This is a genomic window from Canibacter zhoujuaniae (genome assembly GCF_011752015.1).
Lineage (GTDB): Bacteria > Actinomycetota > Actinomycetes > Actinomycetales > Microbacteriaceae > Canibacter > Canibacter zhoujuaniae.
In genome coordinates this window covers 817,479-834,510 of the sequence record NZ_JAAIKA010000001.1, presented here as the reverse complement: position 1 = coordinate 834,510, position 17,032 = coordinate 817,479, and the positions used below count along the sequence as shown (strand labels likewise).

Sequence of the window (17,032 nt, the reverse complement as noted above, 5' to 3'; positions counted from 1 at the left end):
GCAAGTCAGGCAAACCCTTCTACAAGAAGTGGTGGGGAATCACCATCATTGTTGTAGTTATCCTCGGGATAGGGAACTTTCTTTGGGGGGGGAGAAGAGCTAGAAAATAAGATCACGATGCCTGATGTGACCGGCCTGAAGGTCGACGTCGCTAAGCAGACGATTAGAGATGCAGGTATTACTAGCTTGGTCGACTTGGAAGACGTTGATGGCCAGGATAGCGTGTGGAAAGATTCAAACTGGTCTGTTGTTTCGCAGAATCCAGCTGCGGGCACAGAGATTGATGCGGATGTGCAGGTGACTCTCAAGGTCAATCATGACTCTAAGAAAGAGGCTGAGGCCGCTTTGGAGAAGGCCCAAGAAGAGGCGAAGGCCGAAGGTAGAATTAACTCTCAAGGTTTGACTCAAGACACAGCAACATATGCGTGTGGACGGGTATGGAAAGAAACCGTTCAGAAGCAACATCCCGAAGTGAAGGTTAAAGAGCGCTTCACGGACGTTATCACTGACGGTGTTGGAGATGACGATAGATTTTTTATTATTATGACCATTCGTGTTGGCAATGCAGACTTTAATGTTGAGTGTTATGTTGGCGGAACGGAGGAAAATCCCTACGTTGAGCGTGTGGCTATCTACTAATCTTTTGTTTTCTTAGACGAGACACCCCGCTACCTGGTCGTCAGGTGGCGGGGTGATTTTTGTGCTCGAGCTAGAATGGAGTTGATCAAAATATGACGCGACTTCCTTACTCGTCCCACTCGAAGGCTGGGCGTTTCGGTGGCTCCGGCATCCGATCCACATTCGCCTCAGTGGCGGCCTCTCCTAGGGAGTCCAGCCAGTCATCATCCACTGTCTGAGCATCAACGGTATCAAGCACGACATCGGCTTTGAGTTTCGTCCCCCTAACCGTTGCACGCACAACCGGTATTAGTCCACGTTGCTCGATGTGTTTAACCAGGGGCAAAAGTTTTTCGGATTGTCCTTTTGTCAGAACACCGATTGGCTCGCCGTCGATCTCAACCTGAACGGCTTCATATGCGGAGCGTGGTCGGATTTCGACTGTGGACCGCAAGGTTGCAGCAACATGGTTTTCGACACCACTTCCACGTCGCACATAGTGGACCAGTACGTCCATGAACTCATCTTCTTTAGTTACTTGTATCTTGCGATCAGTAGGAAGGATTACGAATGGAGTATTTGGTAGCCCGTTGGAAGGTGTTAGACCGTGTGGGTCGGGAATGTTTAGTGTGACACTGGAGTACACGTCATCCACTACGTTATTGCGAGCCCACATTCTCGCTGGTACTCGAAGCTGATCCCCTTCCTCTGACAAGCGGGAAAGCACAGGAAAATAACGATGAGCATCCTCTTGAGCGAGGTAGCCGACATGTTCTCCGTCGAAGTAGACGGCTACGGCTTCGCCTTTGCCGTACGGGTTGTCTGGGTCGGGTACTAGGATCGCCTCACCGAGAGCTGTGATGCCGGATGGACTATGGAATTCAGTTTTGTGTCCCACTAGTCTCCTAAATGCATCGGGGTGATACGCCTCACCGACGATTTCTAGGTTTCTGCCTCGTACCCACGGCTCAACGAACGTTCCCGATGGTTTTGGTGGATACCATTCGTCGTCGATCATGTAACCATGCAACAAGTCAGCACTCGTAGTCTGTTGCGTCGATGAAATTCCAGAGGGCGTAGACTGGTCTTGTTGGTCGTTTGCTTCCTTAGCCTTTTTGGCCTCTTTGGCTTTTTGGGCTCTAGCGGTGGCCTCTTCGTCAACGATTTTCTTTTTGAGCCACCATCGGCCGCGAAAAATCCAGAAGATTCCAAGAGTCGCACCAATGAGCGCTATAGGTATTGGGAAGCGGAGGTGGGCAATGTCTGACACGATTCTGATGCCGAACAGAACAGTGAATAACCAGCCCCACACGTGCATGGTCTCACCTTTGTAGGTAGGTTTGACATCAATACCATCAGCCATGGTTCACTCCTCATCATCATTGATGTCTGTACTTCTGCGCCTGTCTAATCCTAGTATTTTAGCGGCAGTTGGGATTCTTCACCCTACCGTCGTTGTAGCCGAGGTCATGACCCACACGACCTGCTTGAGCTGCCTTATATTTTGAATTGGCTGTTTCTTGTGAGTAAATCTCATACACTTGCCAGGCAAGATAAGCCAGCGTAAATTTTTTAGTTGGCAACAAAGAGAAAACCCCGCGATCTCAATGAACACGGGGTTCCGGACGCGGTGACGGTGGGATTTGAACCCACGGTGCGGGGTTACCGCACACGACTTTTCGAGAGTCGCACCTTCGGCCGCTCGGACACGTCACCAGAACTTTGATTCTAGCAGGATCAAATATCAGACTGAAACGAGTTAACAGCGATATAAAATCATAGTCCCACCACGTAGGGTGGTCGTATGGTGAAAAATACTGGTGACTATCGCTGTGCAGAGTGTGGTTGGCGATCCTTGAAATGGGTGGGTCGCTGCGGCGGGTGCGGTCAGTGGAGCACTCTTGAGCAGGTTGCTGTTGCGAAATCAGCGGGTTTGCGCTCAGGCGGGGCAACGACCCCGACGACTCCAGCGCTGCCAGTGACTGAGCTAAAGGCGGCGCTAACCGCATACTTACCGACGGGTATCGCAGAGCTCGACCGCGTGCTCGGCGGCGGCTGTGTGCCGGGTGTTGCGATCCTCTTCTCTGGTGAGCCGGGTGTTGGCAAGTCAACCCTGCTGCTACAGGCAGCGGCAAAAGTTGCGGCGCAGGGGGCGCGGGTGCTTTATGTGTCCGGTGAAGAATCAACAGGGCAGATTAAAATGCGGGCTGAGCGCACAGGGGCTGTGGAAGAAACACTGTACCTGGCCTCCGACACTGACCTGGGTGCGGTGCTTGGGCATATTGAAGCGGTTGACCCAGATTTTCTGATTGTTGATTCAGTGCAGACTATCGCAGCACCAGAAATTGACGGCATAGTTGGTGGCCCGGCGCAGGTGCGTGAGGTTGCGTCAACCCTTGTGCGCGCGGCAAAATCCCGCAACATGCCGCTCATGCTCGTTGGGCATGTCACCAAGGAGGGCAACGTTGCAGGGCCGCGCACCCTTGAGCATCTGGTAGATGTTGTGTGTCATTTTGAGGGTGACCGGCAGAGCGCATTGCGTTTTTTGCGCACACTGAAAAACCGTTTCGGGCCGACCGACGAGGTTGGGTGCTTCGAAATGGTGCAAGAGGGCATCGCCGAAGTCGCAGACCCCTCAAGACTGTTCTTAAGCTCAGGGGATGAGCCGGTGAGCGGCACCTGTGTTGTGATGGCGGTAGAGGGGCGCAGAGTGCTCCCGGTTGAAGTGCAGGCCTTGGTTGCTCCAACTTCAACCCCGAACCCACGGCGTGTTACAAGCGGTGTTGATGCTGCACGAGTGGCGATGATCCTTGCGGTTCTCGAAAGACGCGCGGGTGTGCGTTTGCACGACGCAGATGTGTACGTCTCCACCGTCGGTGGTGTGCGTTTGGTTGAGCCGGGCGCAGATCTCGCTATTGCGTTAGCGATTATTAGTGCCGCAAAAAACAAACCCCTGCCAAGAGCTTTAGCGGTGGCCGGTGAGCTCACTCTCGCGGGTGAGGTGCGATCCGTCGTTGCGGGGGCGCAACGCCAGAAGGAAGCCAAACGCTTGGGGTATGAGCGATACTTAAATGATTCTGTGAAGTCGCTTAAGCGGGCTAGCGAAATAGCATTTAACGCTTAGATATCGTTGTAGCTGTGTGGGTTAATTTAGGTTTTATGAGCAGAGTAGAATTATGACCGTGACTAAAGAGATACTTGACGTAGCACTTGTTGGTGGCGGCATTATGAGCGCCACATTGGGCACCTTTATTAACGATCTTGAGCCATCTTGGTCTATTGCCCTCTTTGAATCACAATCAGAGGTTGCAACAGAAAGCTCAAATGCGTGGAACAATGCCGGCACAGGTCACGCGGCCCTCTGCGAGCTTAATTACATGCCCGAAGGTGCTGACGGCTCACTGTCATCGGCGAAAGCGATCGACATTAATCAGCAGTTTGTGATGTCGCGCGAGTGGTGGTCTCAGCTGGTTGAGCGGGGCGTGCTGAGCGCGCCGGAAGAGTTTATTACAGCCGTTCCGCACCTCACCTTTGTAGAAGGTGAAAAAGACGTCGACTATCTGCGTCGCCGCTATGAAACACTGAAAAATGAGCCGCTCTTCTCCGATATGGAGTACACCGAAGACCCGGCAGTTATTGCAGAATGGGCACCGCTGCTCATTGACCGTCGCGATAAGTCACAAAAAGTTGCGGCCACTCGCTCACGCACTGGAACCGACGTTAACTTCGGTGAAGTGACCAGGCAGCTCGTTGGCAATCTTGAAAAAGAAAATGCGGCTGTTTTTACCAATAACGTTGTAACTAAGATCTCGCAGAACGACGACGGCACATGGAAGTTGCAGATTACAGATAAGCAGCGTTCACAGTCAAAAACCGTAAACGCTAAATTCGTTTTTGTCGGCGCTGGCGGCAGTGCGCTGCTGCTGTTGCAGTCAGCAAAAATCCCTGAGATCAAGGGCTACGGTGGCTTCCCGATCAGTGGTAAGTTCTTGCGGTGCAAAAACCAAGAAGTGATAAAGCAGCATCATGCGAAGGTGTACGGTAAGGCAAAGGTTGGCGCACCTCCAATGTCTGTGCCACACCTTGACACCCGTATCATTGACGGCAAAGAAGAGCTTTTGTTTGGCCCCTATGCCGGCTTCAGCACCAACTTCCTAAAGCACGGAGGTTACGGTGCGCTATTCCAATCTATCCGCCCGCACAACCTTGGGCCAATGATGAAAGTTGGTCTCACGCAGTGGGCACTTGAAAAGTATTTGTTAAAAGAGCTCAGCGCCACCAAGCAAGCGCAAATTGAAACACTGCGCGAGTATTTCCCCGCCGCCGACGCTGATGATTGGGAGATGGTTACCGCCGGTCAGCGTGTCCAAATTATGAAGAAGGATCCTGAAAAGGGTGGTGTTCTGCAGTTCGGCACAGAGATAGTAGCTAACGCTGAGGGCTCGATCGCTGGTCTGCTGGGAGCTTCACCGGGCGCTTCAACAGCCGTGTATGCGATGCTGAATTTGCTTGAGCGCTGCTTCCCTGAGGAGTTTCACGGAAAGTGGGCTGCTAAGATCGCTGAATCTGTGCCGTCATACGGTAAAAACATTAATTCAGATGCGGATCTTGCGCAGGCCACTCTCGACAGCACCGCGAAAACTCTGAAGCTCGAAGTTTAATCTAGGAAGTTCCCCCAAATAATGTCTGAATTAGACTCAGAATCAGGCGCGCCTGATCGAGGTAAGCAGTCGTGGCTCGAGAATCGTTTTCGTGATCTGCGGTTGAGTCGCAAAGATTGGGAAGAGTCAGACACCGCGCATAACGAGCAGCGCCGTCAAGAGCGTGCAGCTGAAGACACTCGGGCGACCGAAGATGTTTTTGCTGAGCTCACCGGTGGCGAAAAACTCTTTACTGAGCAGACCGCACCAATTGAGACGCTGAATTACTATGCGCGCCCGCCAAGAGATTTTGCAACCGCGGGTATGCGTCGTATTTTTACGGCGGTTGTGCTGGTTATTGCCTTTACCTTGCTGATTGCAAACGGCATTGCTGTAGCCAGCCTCTTAAACGAAGACGGTAGTGAAGAAGCAGACTCTGGTGCTGCTGCAGTTGCAGACGAAGCCGCAGAGGGTGAAGACTCCGCGGAGCTGAGCGAAAACGCGGTGCCTTTGACCGCTGATGCAGATAAGGATGCGCAGGATAAGGCCTCTGTTAGCGATGTCGAGCCGTTTACGGCGCTTGTCGCAGATGAGACATGGCTGACCGCTACCGCAGAAAAAGTTGGCATCCCACGGCTGGCTCTTGCCGCTTATGCCGCGGCAGAATTGACTGTCAAACAGGAGTTTCCGAGCTGCAATATCGGCTGGAACACTATCGCCGCTATCGGATCTGTTGAATCAAATCACGGCACAATAAACGGCGCAAGCTTAGACGAGGATGGGCGTGTTAGACCGCGTATTATCGGGCAACCGCTAGACGGAAAGCACTATCTCGCAACTCCGGACACAGATCGCGGCCTCTATGACAATGACACCGTATGGGATCACGCTGTCGGGCCGATGCAGTTTATCCCGAGCACTTGGGAGCACTACAAGCGTGATGCAAACGGTGACGGTAAAGCCGACATAGATAACGTGCATGACGCTGCCTTAAGCGCGGCAACACTGCTGTGCACCGAGGGCGGCGATCTCTCTACTGAGGCGGGGTATATTGCTGCAATTCGTGCATACAACCCGAATGTGCAATACAATAATGCGGTTGTTGCTGAAGCTACCCGTTACCTGGAGTTGAGCGGATATTAGCGCTAGCCCTGAGCCACAATGTTAACGCGTTTTTAACATTGTGACAGTTCAGCTTTAAATCATCAGATGAAAAAGGTATGATGAACATTGCACGTAGACCAGTGCAGTCGAGGGGCGTTGCCCCGTAAACCTTGAAGGATGAAACATGAACTCAAGCGATAAGCGCCGTAACGGCGGCTTTCTTGGGGGCTTAGCATACGCTGCTGCTGCAACCCTCGCCTTCGGTGGTCTTGCAGTCGCCCCTGCGATTGCCGCCCCAAGCCCTGCGCAAGCAGCGGAGGCTTGCACCCCTGTTGAGGAGGTGAACACTGTCGGTGATCTGCAGTGGGCATTCCGTGACAGTTGGAACCGATACCTTGCCATGCCATTCGCTGGGTGGGTTGTGACCCCGCACGGTGGTGCTACTAGGGCTGCTGATGGTGTTATCACCTACAAGCAAGACAAGGCTGCCTCAACCTTTGATGCGAACACCGGTAAAGGAATTATCGCGTTCACCGGTGGCGCACGCTACACCGGGCACCACGGCGCGGCAGATGTTGTGATCCAGAACCCTCAGATCACCGTTAACGGCGACGGCACCGGCGTTTTGACCCTTGAAACCAGTGAAACCGGCACCTCAGCGTTCACCGTAGTGCGCCGTGCGTTTGTAAACCTGACCGGGGTTACCGCCGAAAACACTGATAACTTCACCAACTTTAAGAATGTTAAGGGCATCTTCACTCAGGAAGCTGGCCCAGACGCCCTTGCTGGCTACAGTGGGCAACCAGCTGCCGACCTTAATTTCAGCGCCGGTAAAACCGTTGCGGCTGTCACATGCCCAGCAGCGGAGCTCCCTGCTCCAACCGTGAGCGTTTCACCGGCGGATCTTACAAACCTCAACCCAAACGGTGCTGAGGTTACTATTACCGGCACCGGCTTCCTGCCAAACGACCCTGCAACTACCGGCGGCCGCCCGCCGCTCGCGGGTAAGTTCACTGGCGCTTACCTTGCTTTTGGCCAGTATGCAGACACCTGGAAGCCGTCAGAAGGTGCTCCAGCTAGCGCACGCGTGAACGATCGCAACGCCCTGAAGTGGCTGCTGCCTGAAGAATCGCACCCGATGGTTGGTGGCGTAGCAAGCGGCGCTCACACCCTCAACCCAGACGGCACTTTTTCAGCAACCCTTACTCTCAAAGAGGGTGCCCTTGCTGAGGGTAAGCACTGGGGCATCGTAACCTACCCTGGCGGCGGGGCTAGCTACCCTGCATTTGAAACCTTCACCCCTGTAAGTTTTGCTGCCCCAACCCTCGCTGTTGAACCTGCCGCTGCTAAAGCTGGCGACAGCGTAGTGGTAAAGGGTCAGTTCTTTAAAGCGGGTGAAGAGGCTGTGCTGAAGCTCGGCGATAAGACCCTCGGCACCGCAGTCGCAGACGCTACCGGAAACACAATCTTCAACGTGGCTCTTCCTGAAGATGCTGCTGCAGGTGCCCAGACACTGACTGCGGCACAGGCTAGCGCAGCAAAGTCAGCAACCGCTACTGTCAACGTGACCGCAAAGGCCGCGCCGGAGCCTGCTCCAGCGCCGGAGACTGACCCTGCAACAGAGACTGATCCTGCGCAAGGTGCGGATCCTGCTGGAGATACTGATCCTGCGCAAGGCACTGATCCTGCTGAAGGTACTGTTCCTGCGCCGGAGACCGACCCTGCTGGGGAGACTGATCCAGCAGGAGATGCTGATCCAGCACCGGTGGCACCTGCCGCAGCGCTGAACAAGCAGGCTGGCAAGGCTGGTGAGAGCTTCATCGTTACCGGCAGCAACTTTGCGCCTAACGCAGAGGTAGCTTTTGAGTTCCACTCAGATCCTGTGCAGCTCGGCACAGTGATCACGGATGCTGCTGGTGCCTTCTCATTCACCGCAGCGGTTCCTGCAAATGCGACAGCGGGTGCCCACAATGTTCGTGTGCTGCAGGGGGACACAGCGGTAGACCTGCCCTTCACAGTTTTTGTTCCAATCACACCGTCAACAAGCGCTGATGTGCTAGCTGCAGTTAACGCCAACTCTGGCGCAGCAGTACAGGCTAAGAAGGTGCTTGCAAAAACCGGTGCTGAAGCTCCGTTGTTGCTTGCAGGAATCGGTCTTGCAGCTGTGCTTACCGGTGCTGCAGCACTACGGTCGCGACGCAACGCCTAACACGCACTAAAGGGTAAACAGCCCTGCGGGTTTTACCGCGGGGCTGTTTTCTTTTTACCGGCGGATCGCAGACACGAGCTGCGCCCCACAAGAAGTGCCGCACGTTTGCTAAATATATAAGTTTCCGCGTAATATTGTTTATTGGTGTGCCCCACCTTATATGCGTTGCTTGCAGCGCCTATAAAAAGGGTCATCAGGGTCACTGCGGCAAAAGCCACACACCCCCACGGCATACCTGCACCAGCACCCCGTGGGTGCGGCAGGTCGTTATGCAAGACATAACACCGCTGAAACCATTTACAGCATCGCTGTCACCGTGCAGCACTAATTAGGAGAACAAGTTGCCTACTATTCAGCAGCTGGTTCGCAAAGGTCGCAAGCCGAAGGTCGCTAAGACCAAGGCTCCTGCGCTGAAAGCGAACCCTCAGCAGCGTGGCGTATGCACCCGTGTTTACACCACCACACCAAAGAAGCCAAACTCAGCTATGCGTAAAGTAGCTCGTGTAAAGCTTTCAAACGGCACTGAGGTCACCGCCTACATTCCGGGCGAAGGCCACAACCTGCAGGAGCACTCAATGGTGCTCGTGCGCGGCGGCCGTGTGAAGGATCTTCCAGGTGTTCGTTACCGTATCGTGCGCGGCGCCCTTGACACCCAGGCAGTTAAGGGTCGTCAGCAGGCTCGCAGCCACTACGGCGCAAAGAAGGAGAAGAAGTAATGCCACGTAAAGGCCCTGCTCCAAAGCGTCCGGTAGTAGCCGATCCGGTTTACGGTTCACCAGTAGTTAGCCAGCTGGTTAACAAGATTCTGCTCGACGGTAAAAAGGGACTCGCAGAGCGTATCGTATACGGTGCGCTTGAGTCTGTCGCAGAAAAGACCAACCAGGACGCAGTTACCGTCCTGAAGAAGGCTCTGGATAACATCCGCCCAACTCTCGAGGTTCGTTCACGCCGTGTTGGCGGTAGCACCTATCAGGTGCCTGTTGAGGTCAAGCCTCACCGCGCAAACACCCTGGCACTGCGCTGGCTGACGAGTTATGCAAAGGCTCGTCGCGAGCACACCATGACTGAGCGTTTGACAAACGAAATCCTCGACGCCGCAAACGGTCTTGGTGCCGCTGTGAAGCGTCGTGAAGACACTCACAAGATGGCTGAGTCGAACCGCGCGTTCGCTCACTACCGCTGGTAGGAAGAGACTCGGTGTGGGCGCAGGTACAATCGGCGCCCACACCTCTCATCTGATCCGCCCCCAAACTTTTAACTTCACATCTGAGGAGATCTCGTGGCACAAGACGTGCTCACCGACCTGAATAAGGTCCGCAATATCGGCATCATGGCGCACATTGATGCTGGCAAGACCACCACAACCGAACGTATCCTCTTCTACACCGGCGTTAACCACAAGCTCGGTGAAACCCACGACGGTGCTTCAACCACCGACTGGATGGAGCAGGAGAAAGAGCGCGGTATCACCATTACCAGTGCTGCGGTTACCTGTTTCTGGAACAACAACCAGATCAATATCATTGACACCCCAGGTCACGTTGACTTTACCGTTGAGGTAGAGCGTTCACTGCGCGTTCTCGATGGTGCGGTTGCTGTGTTCGACGGTAAGGAAGGCGTTGAGCCACAGTCTGAGACTGTTTGGCGCCAGGCCGATAAGTACGAAGTTCCACGCATCTGCTTCGTCAACAAGATGGACAAGATGGGCGCTGATTTCTACTTCACCGTAGACACAATCGTGAGCCGCCTCGGTGCAAAGCCACTGGTTATGCAGCTGCCAATCGGAGCCGAGTCAGACTTCGTTGGTGTTGTCGACCTGCTCTCAATGCAGGCGTTTGTATGGCCGGGTGACGCAAAGGGTGACGTTGCGCTCGGTGCTGAGTATGAGATCCAGGAGATTCCTGAAGATCTAAAGGCAAAAGCTGAAGAGTACCGCGCACAGCTTGTTGAGACTGTTGCAGAGAGCGACGATGCGCTGCTCGAGAAGTACTTCGAGGGTGAAGAACTCACCATCGAAGAGCTCAAGGGTGCGATCCGTAAGCTCGTTGTGAAGAACGAAATCTTCCCTGTTTACTGCGGCTCTGCTTTCAAGAACCGCGGTGTGCAGCCAATGCTCGACGCAGTTGTTGACTTCCTACCTAACCCACTCGACATTGGTGCGATCCAGGCACACGACGTGCGTGACGAAGAGAAGACCATCGAGCGGAAGCCAACCGCTGACGAGCCATTCTCTGCGCTGGCATTCAAGGTTGCTGTGCACCCATTCTTTGGCCGCCTGACCTATGTGCGCGTTTACTCAGGTGTTGCACCTTCCGGCGCACAGGTTGTGAACTCAACCAAGAGCAAGAAGGAACGCATCGGTAAGGTGTTCCAGATGCACGCGAACAAGGAAAATCCTGTTGACGAGTTGCGTGCGGGTAACATCTACGCTGTTATCGGTCTGAAAGACACCACCACCGGTGACACCCTTTGCGATCCAAGCAACCCTGTAGTGCTTGAGTCAATGACCTTCCCAGAGCCAGTTATTGAGGTTGCTGTGGAGCCAAAGACCAAGGGCGACCAGGAGAAGATGTCAACCGCTATTCAGAAGCTTGCGGAAGAGGATCCAACCTTCCGCGTCAGCCTGAACGCCGAGACCGGCCAGACCGTGATCGCGGGTATGGGTGAGCTGCACCTCGACATTATCGTTGACCGCATGAAGCGCGAATTCAAGGTTGAGGCAAACGTCGGTAAGCCGCAGGTTGCCTACCGTGAGACCATTCGCAAGGCTGTTGAGAAGCACGAATACACCCACAAGAAGCAGACCGGTGGTTCCGGTCAGTTCGCGAAGGTGCAGATCGCTCTCGAGCCACTCGAGGTTGAGGGTGACAACATCTACAGCTTCGAAGATAAGGTGACCGGTGGTCGCGTGCCACGCGAGTACATCCCATCAGTTGATGCTGGTATTCAGGACTCAATGCAGTACGGTATCCTCGCAGGCTTCCCGGTTGTTGGCGTGAAGGCTACTCTGCTTGACGGCCAGTACCACGATGTTGACTCATCTGAAATGGCCTTCAAGATCGCCGGCTCAATGGCGTTCAAAGAGGCTGCACGTCTGGCAAACCCAGTGCTCCTTGAGCCAGTTATGGCTGTTGAGGTGCGCACCCCTGAAGAATACATGGGCGATGTTATTGGTGACCTGAACTCACGTCGTGGTCAGGTGCAGTCAATGGAAGACGCCTCAGGTGTGAAGGTGGTGCGTGCACTGGTGCCGCTTTCAGAAATGTTTGGCTACATTGGTGACCTGCGTTCAAAGACCTCCGGTCGTGCAGTGTTCTCAATGGTCTTCGACTCATACGCTGAGGTTCCGAAGGCAGTAGCTGACGAGATCATCCAGAAATCTCAGGGCGCATAAATAGTGCCCGAAACCAGCTGGCGGCGACACACCCGCCGCCAGCTGGCAAACTCATTAGGCCAAACGCAGAATGAGTTAGTAATATAGTTAGGCAAACAAAGTTGTAATCTGGTCTGTCGTAAACCCACGATAGATCATCTACACAAGACGTCCTGAGGAGGACATTTAATGGCAAAGGCCAAGTTCGAGCGCACTAAGCCGCACGTAAACATCGGTACCATTGGTCACGTTGACCACGGTAAGACCACTCTGACCGCTGCTATCTCAAAGGTTCTTGCTGACAAGTTCCCATCAGACACCAACGTGCAGCGTGACTTCAACACCATTGACTCAGCTCCAGAAGAGCGCCAGCGCGGTATTACCATCAACATCTCACACGTTGAGTACGAGACCGAAAAGCGTCACTACGCACACGTTGACGCTCCAGGCCACGCTGACTACATCAAGAACATGATCACCGGTGCTGCCCAGATGGACGGCGCGATCCTCGTTGTAGCTGCAACTGACGGTCTGATGGCTCAGTCAAAGGAGCACATCCTCCTCGCTAAGCAGGTTGGTGTTCCTTACCTCCTCGTTGCGCTCAACAAGTGCGACATGGTTGACGACGAAGAGATGCTTGAGCTGGTTGAGATGGAGGTTCGTGAAGAGCTTTCAAAGAACGGCTACGACGGTGACAACGCTCCAGTTGTACGCGTTTCTGGCTTCCAGGCTCTCGAGGGTGACGAGAAGTGGACCCAGTCTATTCTCGACCTCATGACCGCAGTTGACGAGTCAATCCCAGACCCAGTCCGCGACAAGGACAAGCCATTCCTCATGCCTATTGAGGATGTGTTCACCATCACCGGTCGTGGCACCGTTGTGACCGGCCGTGCTGAGCGTGGTACCCTCGCGATCAACTCTGAGGTTGAGATCGTTGGTCTGCGCGACACCCAGAAGACCACCGTGACCGGTATCGAGATGTTCCACAAGCAGCTCGACGAGGCATGGGCTGGTGAGAACTGTGGTCTGCTGCTTCGCGGTACCAAGCGTGAAGACGTAGAGCGCGGTCAGGTTGTTGTAGCTCCAGGCTCAATCACCCCACACACCAACTTCGAGGGCACCGCTTACATCCTCAAGAAGGAAGAGGGCGGCCGCCACAACCCATTCTTCACCAACTACCGTCCACAGTTCTACTTCCGTACCACTGACGTGACTGGCGTTATCAGCCTCCCAGAGGGCACCGAGATGGTTATGCCTGGTGACACCACCGACATGACCGTTGAGCTGATCCAGCCAATCGCTATGGAAGAGGGCCTCGGCTTCGCTATCCGTGAGGGTGGCCGCACCGTTGGTGCTGGCACCGTTACCAAGGTAATCAAGTAATTACCTCACTCAGGTAGCAATAGCTAAGCAATAATTTAGACCCCCGGGGAATCCCTCGGGGGTCTAATATTTTGACCAGCTTGGTAAGCCGTAGAAATTTGCGCAAAGAACCAAATATGGCCGGTACCCGCAGTTTGCGGATATCGGCCATATTTTATTACGCGGCTAGTTTAGTCTTAGCTAGCGTTGTTGTTGTTGCCACTGCTGTCGCTGTCGTTGCGACCGAGCTTCTCATCAGCCGCATCGCGTGCCTCAGCGATCTTATCGGCGAACTTGCCGCCGGTAACCTTGTTGGCGATATTTGCGGCGCCGTCCAAAACTTTGTCGGTCGCCGCCTCAGCCTGCTCGCTGTTTAGAGCCGCATCAATTTTCTCTTTGTTCTCGTTAATAAGGTTCGCTGCCTTATTCTTCAAATCTTCGAGACCCATAATTTTCCTTTCGCAATTCCGACCGTGGGGAAAGAGGCCGGTTACTGAAATTATGAACTATGAAGATGTGTAAACTACTAAAAACTTAAAAATCGCGGTAGCATCTTGTAGCGATAGTTATAGTGCAGGAGGGTGTGTCTGTGACAGGTGCAGTGAAAGAGCAGCGCGTGCCCGCCAAGAAAACCAGCTCTTGGATGTTGATTGCTGTCGACGTCATCGCCTGGACACTTGCAATCCTCGCAGCTCTTGCGCTGCGTTTCGACTTTAATCTCAATCTAATTCAGTTCAATTGGGCTTTCGTCCTGATTGCCGCCACAATCGGGCTGCAGTTTATTGCCGGCTGGGTCACTTGGCTGTATCGCAAGCGTTTTGCTGTTGGCAGTTTTGATGAGGCAAAAGCTCTTGTGATCTGCGTCACACTCGCTGTGCTCCCAACACTGCTATTTACGATATACGTCACAAAGGGGCAGGCGATCCCGCGCTCCACAATGTTTATTGCGGCGCCCCTCGCTTTCGTTGCTATGGGGCTGGGTCGCTACATTCTACGGTTGCGTGAAGAACACCAACTGCGGCCCGGCAAAGAGGCTCCGCGCACGCTCATCTATGGTGCGGGATATGCGGGATCGACAACTGTGCGACGCTTGCTCACCGATCCGGTTGCTGCATATTTGCCCGTCGGTTTTCTCGATGACTCACCGAGCCAGCGCAACCGCGAGGTGCGCGGTGTGCGCGTGCTGGGTGGTCTGAAAGATTTGGAGCAGGTTTCTGAACGCACCGGCGCGACCCATCTGATTGTTTGTATCGGTGACGCTGACTCGGCTTTACTGCGACGGGTCAATGATAAAGCTGCAGCAATCGGCATGAAAGTGTCGGTAATGCCACCGCTTGAGCAAATCTTCTCAGGTAAGCATGCACTGTCAGATATTCGTGAAATCTCAATTGAAGATCTGATCGGTCGTTATCCGGTGCGCTTGAACCAGGATTCGATAGCCACATATATTGATGGAAAGCGGGTTTTGGTGACCGGCGCCGGTGGTTCTATCGGATCCGAACTCTGCCGTCAGCTAACCGAGTTCGGGCCCAAAGAGCTAATTCTGCTTGACCGAGATGAGACCGCGCTGCAGCAAACGCAGATATCGATTCGAGGAAACGGCCTGTTAAGCACGCGTGAGGTTGTGCTCGCCGATATTCGCGATGAGGAAACGCTGATACGCATTTTTGAGGATCGCAGGCCGCAGGTGGTTTTCCACGCGGCAGCGCTCAAGCACCTGCCGATGCTCGAACAGTATCCAGACGAAGCTTGGAAGACGAACGTTATTGGCACCCTGAATGTGCTTACCGCAGCACAAAAGGTGGATGTTGAAACTTTTATTAATATTTCAACCGATAAAGCAGCAAACCCGACAAGCGTGCTCGGCCACTCAAAACGAGTTGCTGAAAAACTGACCGCTTGGATGGCTGAGGAAACCGGTCACCGCTATCTCTCGGTGCGATTCGGTAATGTCATCGGCTCACGTGGCTCGATGCTGCCGACGTTCCGCAAACTCATTAAAGCGGGCGGCCCTATCACCATCACACACCCAGAGGTGACGCGGTTTTTTATGACCATCCCAGAAGCGTGCCAGCTTGTTATGCAGGCCGGTGCGCACGGCAGGCCGGGTGAAGTGTTAATTCTGGACATGGGTGAGCCGGTGAAAATCATCGACATTGCCCGCCGCATGATCGCAGAATCGGGTCAGGATATAAAGATTATCTACACCGGTTTGCGCCCGGGTGAAAAACTGCACGAGGATTTAATCGGGTTGAACGAGCAAGACGATCGACCCTTCCACCCGAAGATTTCACACGCTCGAGTTGACACACTGTCACGCGACAGACTGTCACGCGACGGTTGGTTTGCGCGCCTCTCTGAGCGGGAGAGCGATGTCTCGCTCGGCGCAGGGGACGCGAGAATTACTCCGATAACAACCTCTATCCCGGTGATTGACTCCTAATGTTTCTAAGTGCACTTCCCAATTTGCTTCTAATTACGGCGCTGACGCTAGCGATCAGTCTGCTTGTGCAGATTCCGCTGCGCCCCCTGCTGCGCAAATGGGGAGTGCTCGACGTCGCTAATGCGCGATCCTCCCACTCTGGCACGGTTTTGCGCGGCCTGGGGCTGGGGGTGTGGGTTGCATCGCTTGCGGGTGCCGCCGCCGCATGGCTGCTCGGCTTCTTCACGTCGGCGCAGGTGGCTGCGTGGCTCAGTGTGCCGGGCTTGGTGTTGTTGCCGGCCGTGGCCATGCTGCTGCTCAGCCCGACACTCGGCTTGCTTGAAGATTTGCGCGGCCTGTCAATTGGTGCGCGGTCAGTCGCACAGCTGTTAATTGCAGTCGCAGTTGCAGTGCCAGCTTTTTTTCTTGCGGATCTGCCCGTAATCGCTCGCCTTTTGTTGTTCGTTTTCGGGATACTGTTCGTTTCCTCGTTCATTAACGTTGCGAACTTTATGGACGGTTTGAACGGCATTTCCTCGCTGCACGGTCTTATTGCAGGCGCCGCATTTTTTATTATCGGCGCGATTAGCTCAACTCTGTGGTTGATGGCTGCTGGCCTCATTCTGGCGGCGAGCTTTGCGGGCTTTTTACCGTGGAACTTGAAAGGCTACGGCTTTTTGGGAGATGTAGGCAGCTATCTGCTTGGCTCTGGCATCATAACCATCAGCTGGCTCGCGCTCCTGTCCGGTGTGCCGCTGCTGGCAGCTATCGGCCCCACCGTTGTGTACTTTGGTGATGTTGGGTGGACGCTCATTCGACGCTACCGGCGTGGCGAGAAGCTGGGGGAGGCGCACAAAGAGCACGTCTATCAGCGTCTGCATCAGTCGGGCATGAGCCATCTCAAAGCCTCTCTGATCGTTGCCGGGTGCAGTGCAGCAGCGAGCATCTTAGGTATTTTGACAATGTGGTTTACCGGCCCCATCGCCTTTGTTTGTCTCCTTATTCTGGGCTTCTTAATAGTTGTGTGCTACGTCAATTTGCCGCGACACGCCCGGGTTGCATCGGTTACAAAATCTGTGCAAAGATAGATAAGTTCAGCATTTCTGCGGCGGCATTGTGCCGTCTGCTTGAATCACTGCAGAGATAGTGCATAGTCATTAAGAAACTAGGCCACTCGCAGCGAACGATGCCAGCAGGTTAGTTCCTTAGCTGGTGCCGCTCAGGGCGGCGTTGACAGAAGACAACGGTGATCCTGCGATCCGCAAGGAAAACAGGAGAGTGTTGTTAAGGAAGACGTCCAATGC

General features: G+C 54.1%; 13 protein-coding genes and 1 tRNA gene. 11 read left to right on the top strand and 3 right to left on the bottom strand.

Translation table 11 applies throughout. The annotated features are described in order from the left end of the window. The first annotated feature begins 117 nt into the window (after positions 1–117). Positions 118–639, top strand: coding sequence for a PASTA domain-containing protein (locus HCQ99_RS03925; RefSeq protein ID WP_166985962.1), 522 nt, complete (start codon positions 118–120; stop codon positions 637–639). 106 nt (positions 640–745) lie between these two features. Here the strand turns inward: HCQ99_RS03925 and HCQ99_RS03920 are convergent, their stop codons facing one another. Both HCQ99_RS03920 and HCQ99_RS03915 read right to left on the bottom strand, forming a co-directional pair. Beyond that, positions 746–1,981: a hypothetical protein gene (locus tag HCQ99_RS03920; RefSeq protein ID WP_166985959.1), complete on the bottom strand. Its 1,236-nt coding sequence runs from the start codon at positions 1,979–1,981 to the stop codon at positions 746–748. A gap of 265 nt (positions 1,982–2,246) precedes the next feature. Continuing rightward, positions 2,247–2,334, bottom strand: a tRNA-Ser gene (locus tag HCQ99_RS03915). 88 nt (positions 2,335–2,422) lie between these two features. On the opposite strand from HCQ99_RS03915, the gene radA reads away from it, so the two are divergent. The 8 genes from radA to tuf all read left to right on the top strand — a co-directional run bounded on the left by radA (position 2,423) and on the right by tuf (position 13,327). After that, a complete protein-coding gene (radA, locus tag HCQ99_RS03910) occupies positions 2,423–3,742 on the top strand; it encodes a DNA repair protein RadA (RefSeq protein WP_166985956.1) in 1,320 nt (439 codons plus the stop codon). Positions 3,743–3,794: 52 nt separating this feature from the next. Continuing rightward, positions 3,795–5,279 (top strand): malate dehydrogenase (quinone), encoded by a 1,485-nt coding sequence (mqo, locus tag HCQ99_RS03905; RefSeq protein WP_208317156.1) that lies wholly within the window; start codon positions 3,795–3,797, stop codon positions 5,277–5,279. A gap of 21 nt (positions 5,280–5,300) precedes the next feature. Beyond that, complete coding sequence (locus HCQ99_RS03900) at positions 5,301–6,401, top strand: lytic transglycosylase domain-containing protein (RefSeq protein ID WP_166985950.1); 1,101 nt, start codon at positions 5,301–5,303, stop codon at positions 6,399–6,401. Positions 6,402–6,546: 145 nt separating this feature from the next. Further along, positions 6,547–8,571 carry an HtaA domain-containing protein gene (locus HCQ99_RS03895; RefSeq protein ID WP_166985947.1) on the top strand — a complete coding sequence of 675 codons (2,025 nt, stop codon included), beginning with the start codon at positions 6,547–6,549 and terminating at the stop codon, positions 8,569–8,571. A gap of 341 nt (positions 8,572–8,912) precedes the next feature. Next, positions 8,913–9,287, top strand: a complete 375-nt coding sequence (gene rpsL, locus HCQ99_RS03890; RefSeq protein WP_166985944.1) for a 30S ribosomal protein S12 — start codon at positions 8,913–8,915, stop codon at positions 9,285–9,287. Further along, positions 9,287–9,757 (top strand): 30S ribosomal protein S7, encoded by a 471-nt coding sequence (gene rpsG, locus HCQ99_RS03885; RefSeq protein WP_166985941.1) that lies wholly within the window; start codon positions 9,287–9,289, stop codon positions 9,755–9,757. The genes rpsL and rpsG overlap by 1 nt, the downstream gene beginning before the upstream one ends. Positions 9,758–9,850: 93 nt before the next feature. Beyond that, positions 9,851–11,965, top strand: coding sequence for an elongation factor G (fusA, locus tag HCQ99_RS03880; RefSeq protein ID WP_166985938.1), 2,115 nt, complete (start codon positions 9,851–9,853; stop codon positions 11,963–11,965). 168 nt (positions 11,966–12,133) lie between these two features. After that, positions 12,134–13,327 (top strand): elongation factor Tu, encoded by a 1,194-nt coding sequence (tuf, locus tag HCQ99_RS03875; RefSeq protein ID WP_166985935.1) that lies wholly within the window; start codon positions 12,134–12,136, stop codon positions 13,325–13,327. Between the two features lie 176 nt (positions 13,328–13,503). Here the strand turns inward: tuf and HCQ99_RS03870 are convergent, their stop codons facing one another. Beyond that, the gene (locus HCQ99_RS03870) at positions 13,504–13,755 is read right to left on the bottom strand and encodes an antitoxin (protein WP_208317155.1); all 252 of its coding nucleotides are present in this window, start codon (positions 13,753–13,755) and stop codon (positions 13,504–13,506) included. A gap of 140 nt (positions 13,756–13,895) precedes the next feature. On the opposite strand from HCQ99_RS03870, the gene HCQ99_RS03865 reads away from it, so the two are divergent. After that, the gene (locus HCQ99_RS03865; RefSeq protein WP_243854780.1) at positions 13,896–15,749 is read left to right on the top strand and encodes a polysaccharide biosynthesis protein; all 1,854 of its coding nucleotides are present in this window, start codon (positions 13,896–13,898) and stop codon (positions 15,747–15,749) included. Then, positions 15,749–16,816 (top strand): MraY family glycosyltransferase, encoded by a 1,068-nt coding sequence (locus tag HCQ99_RS03860; protein ID WP_166985933.1) that lies wholly within the window; start codon positions 15,749–15,751, stop codon positions 16,814–16,816. Before HCQ99_RS03865 ends, HCQ99_RS03860 begins: the two co-directional genes overlap by 1 nt. Positions 16,817–17,032 lie beyond the last annotated feature (216 nt).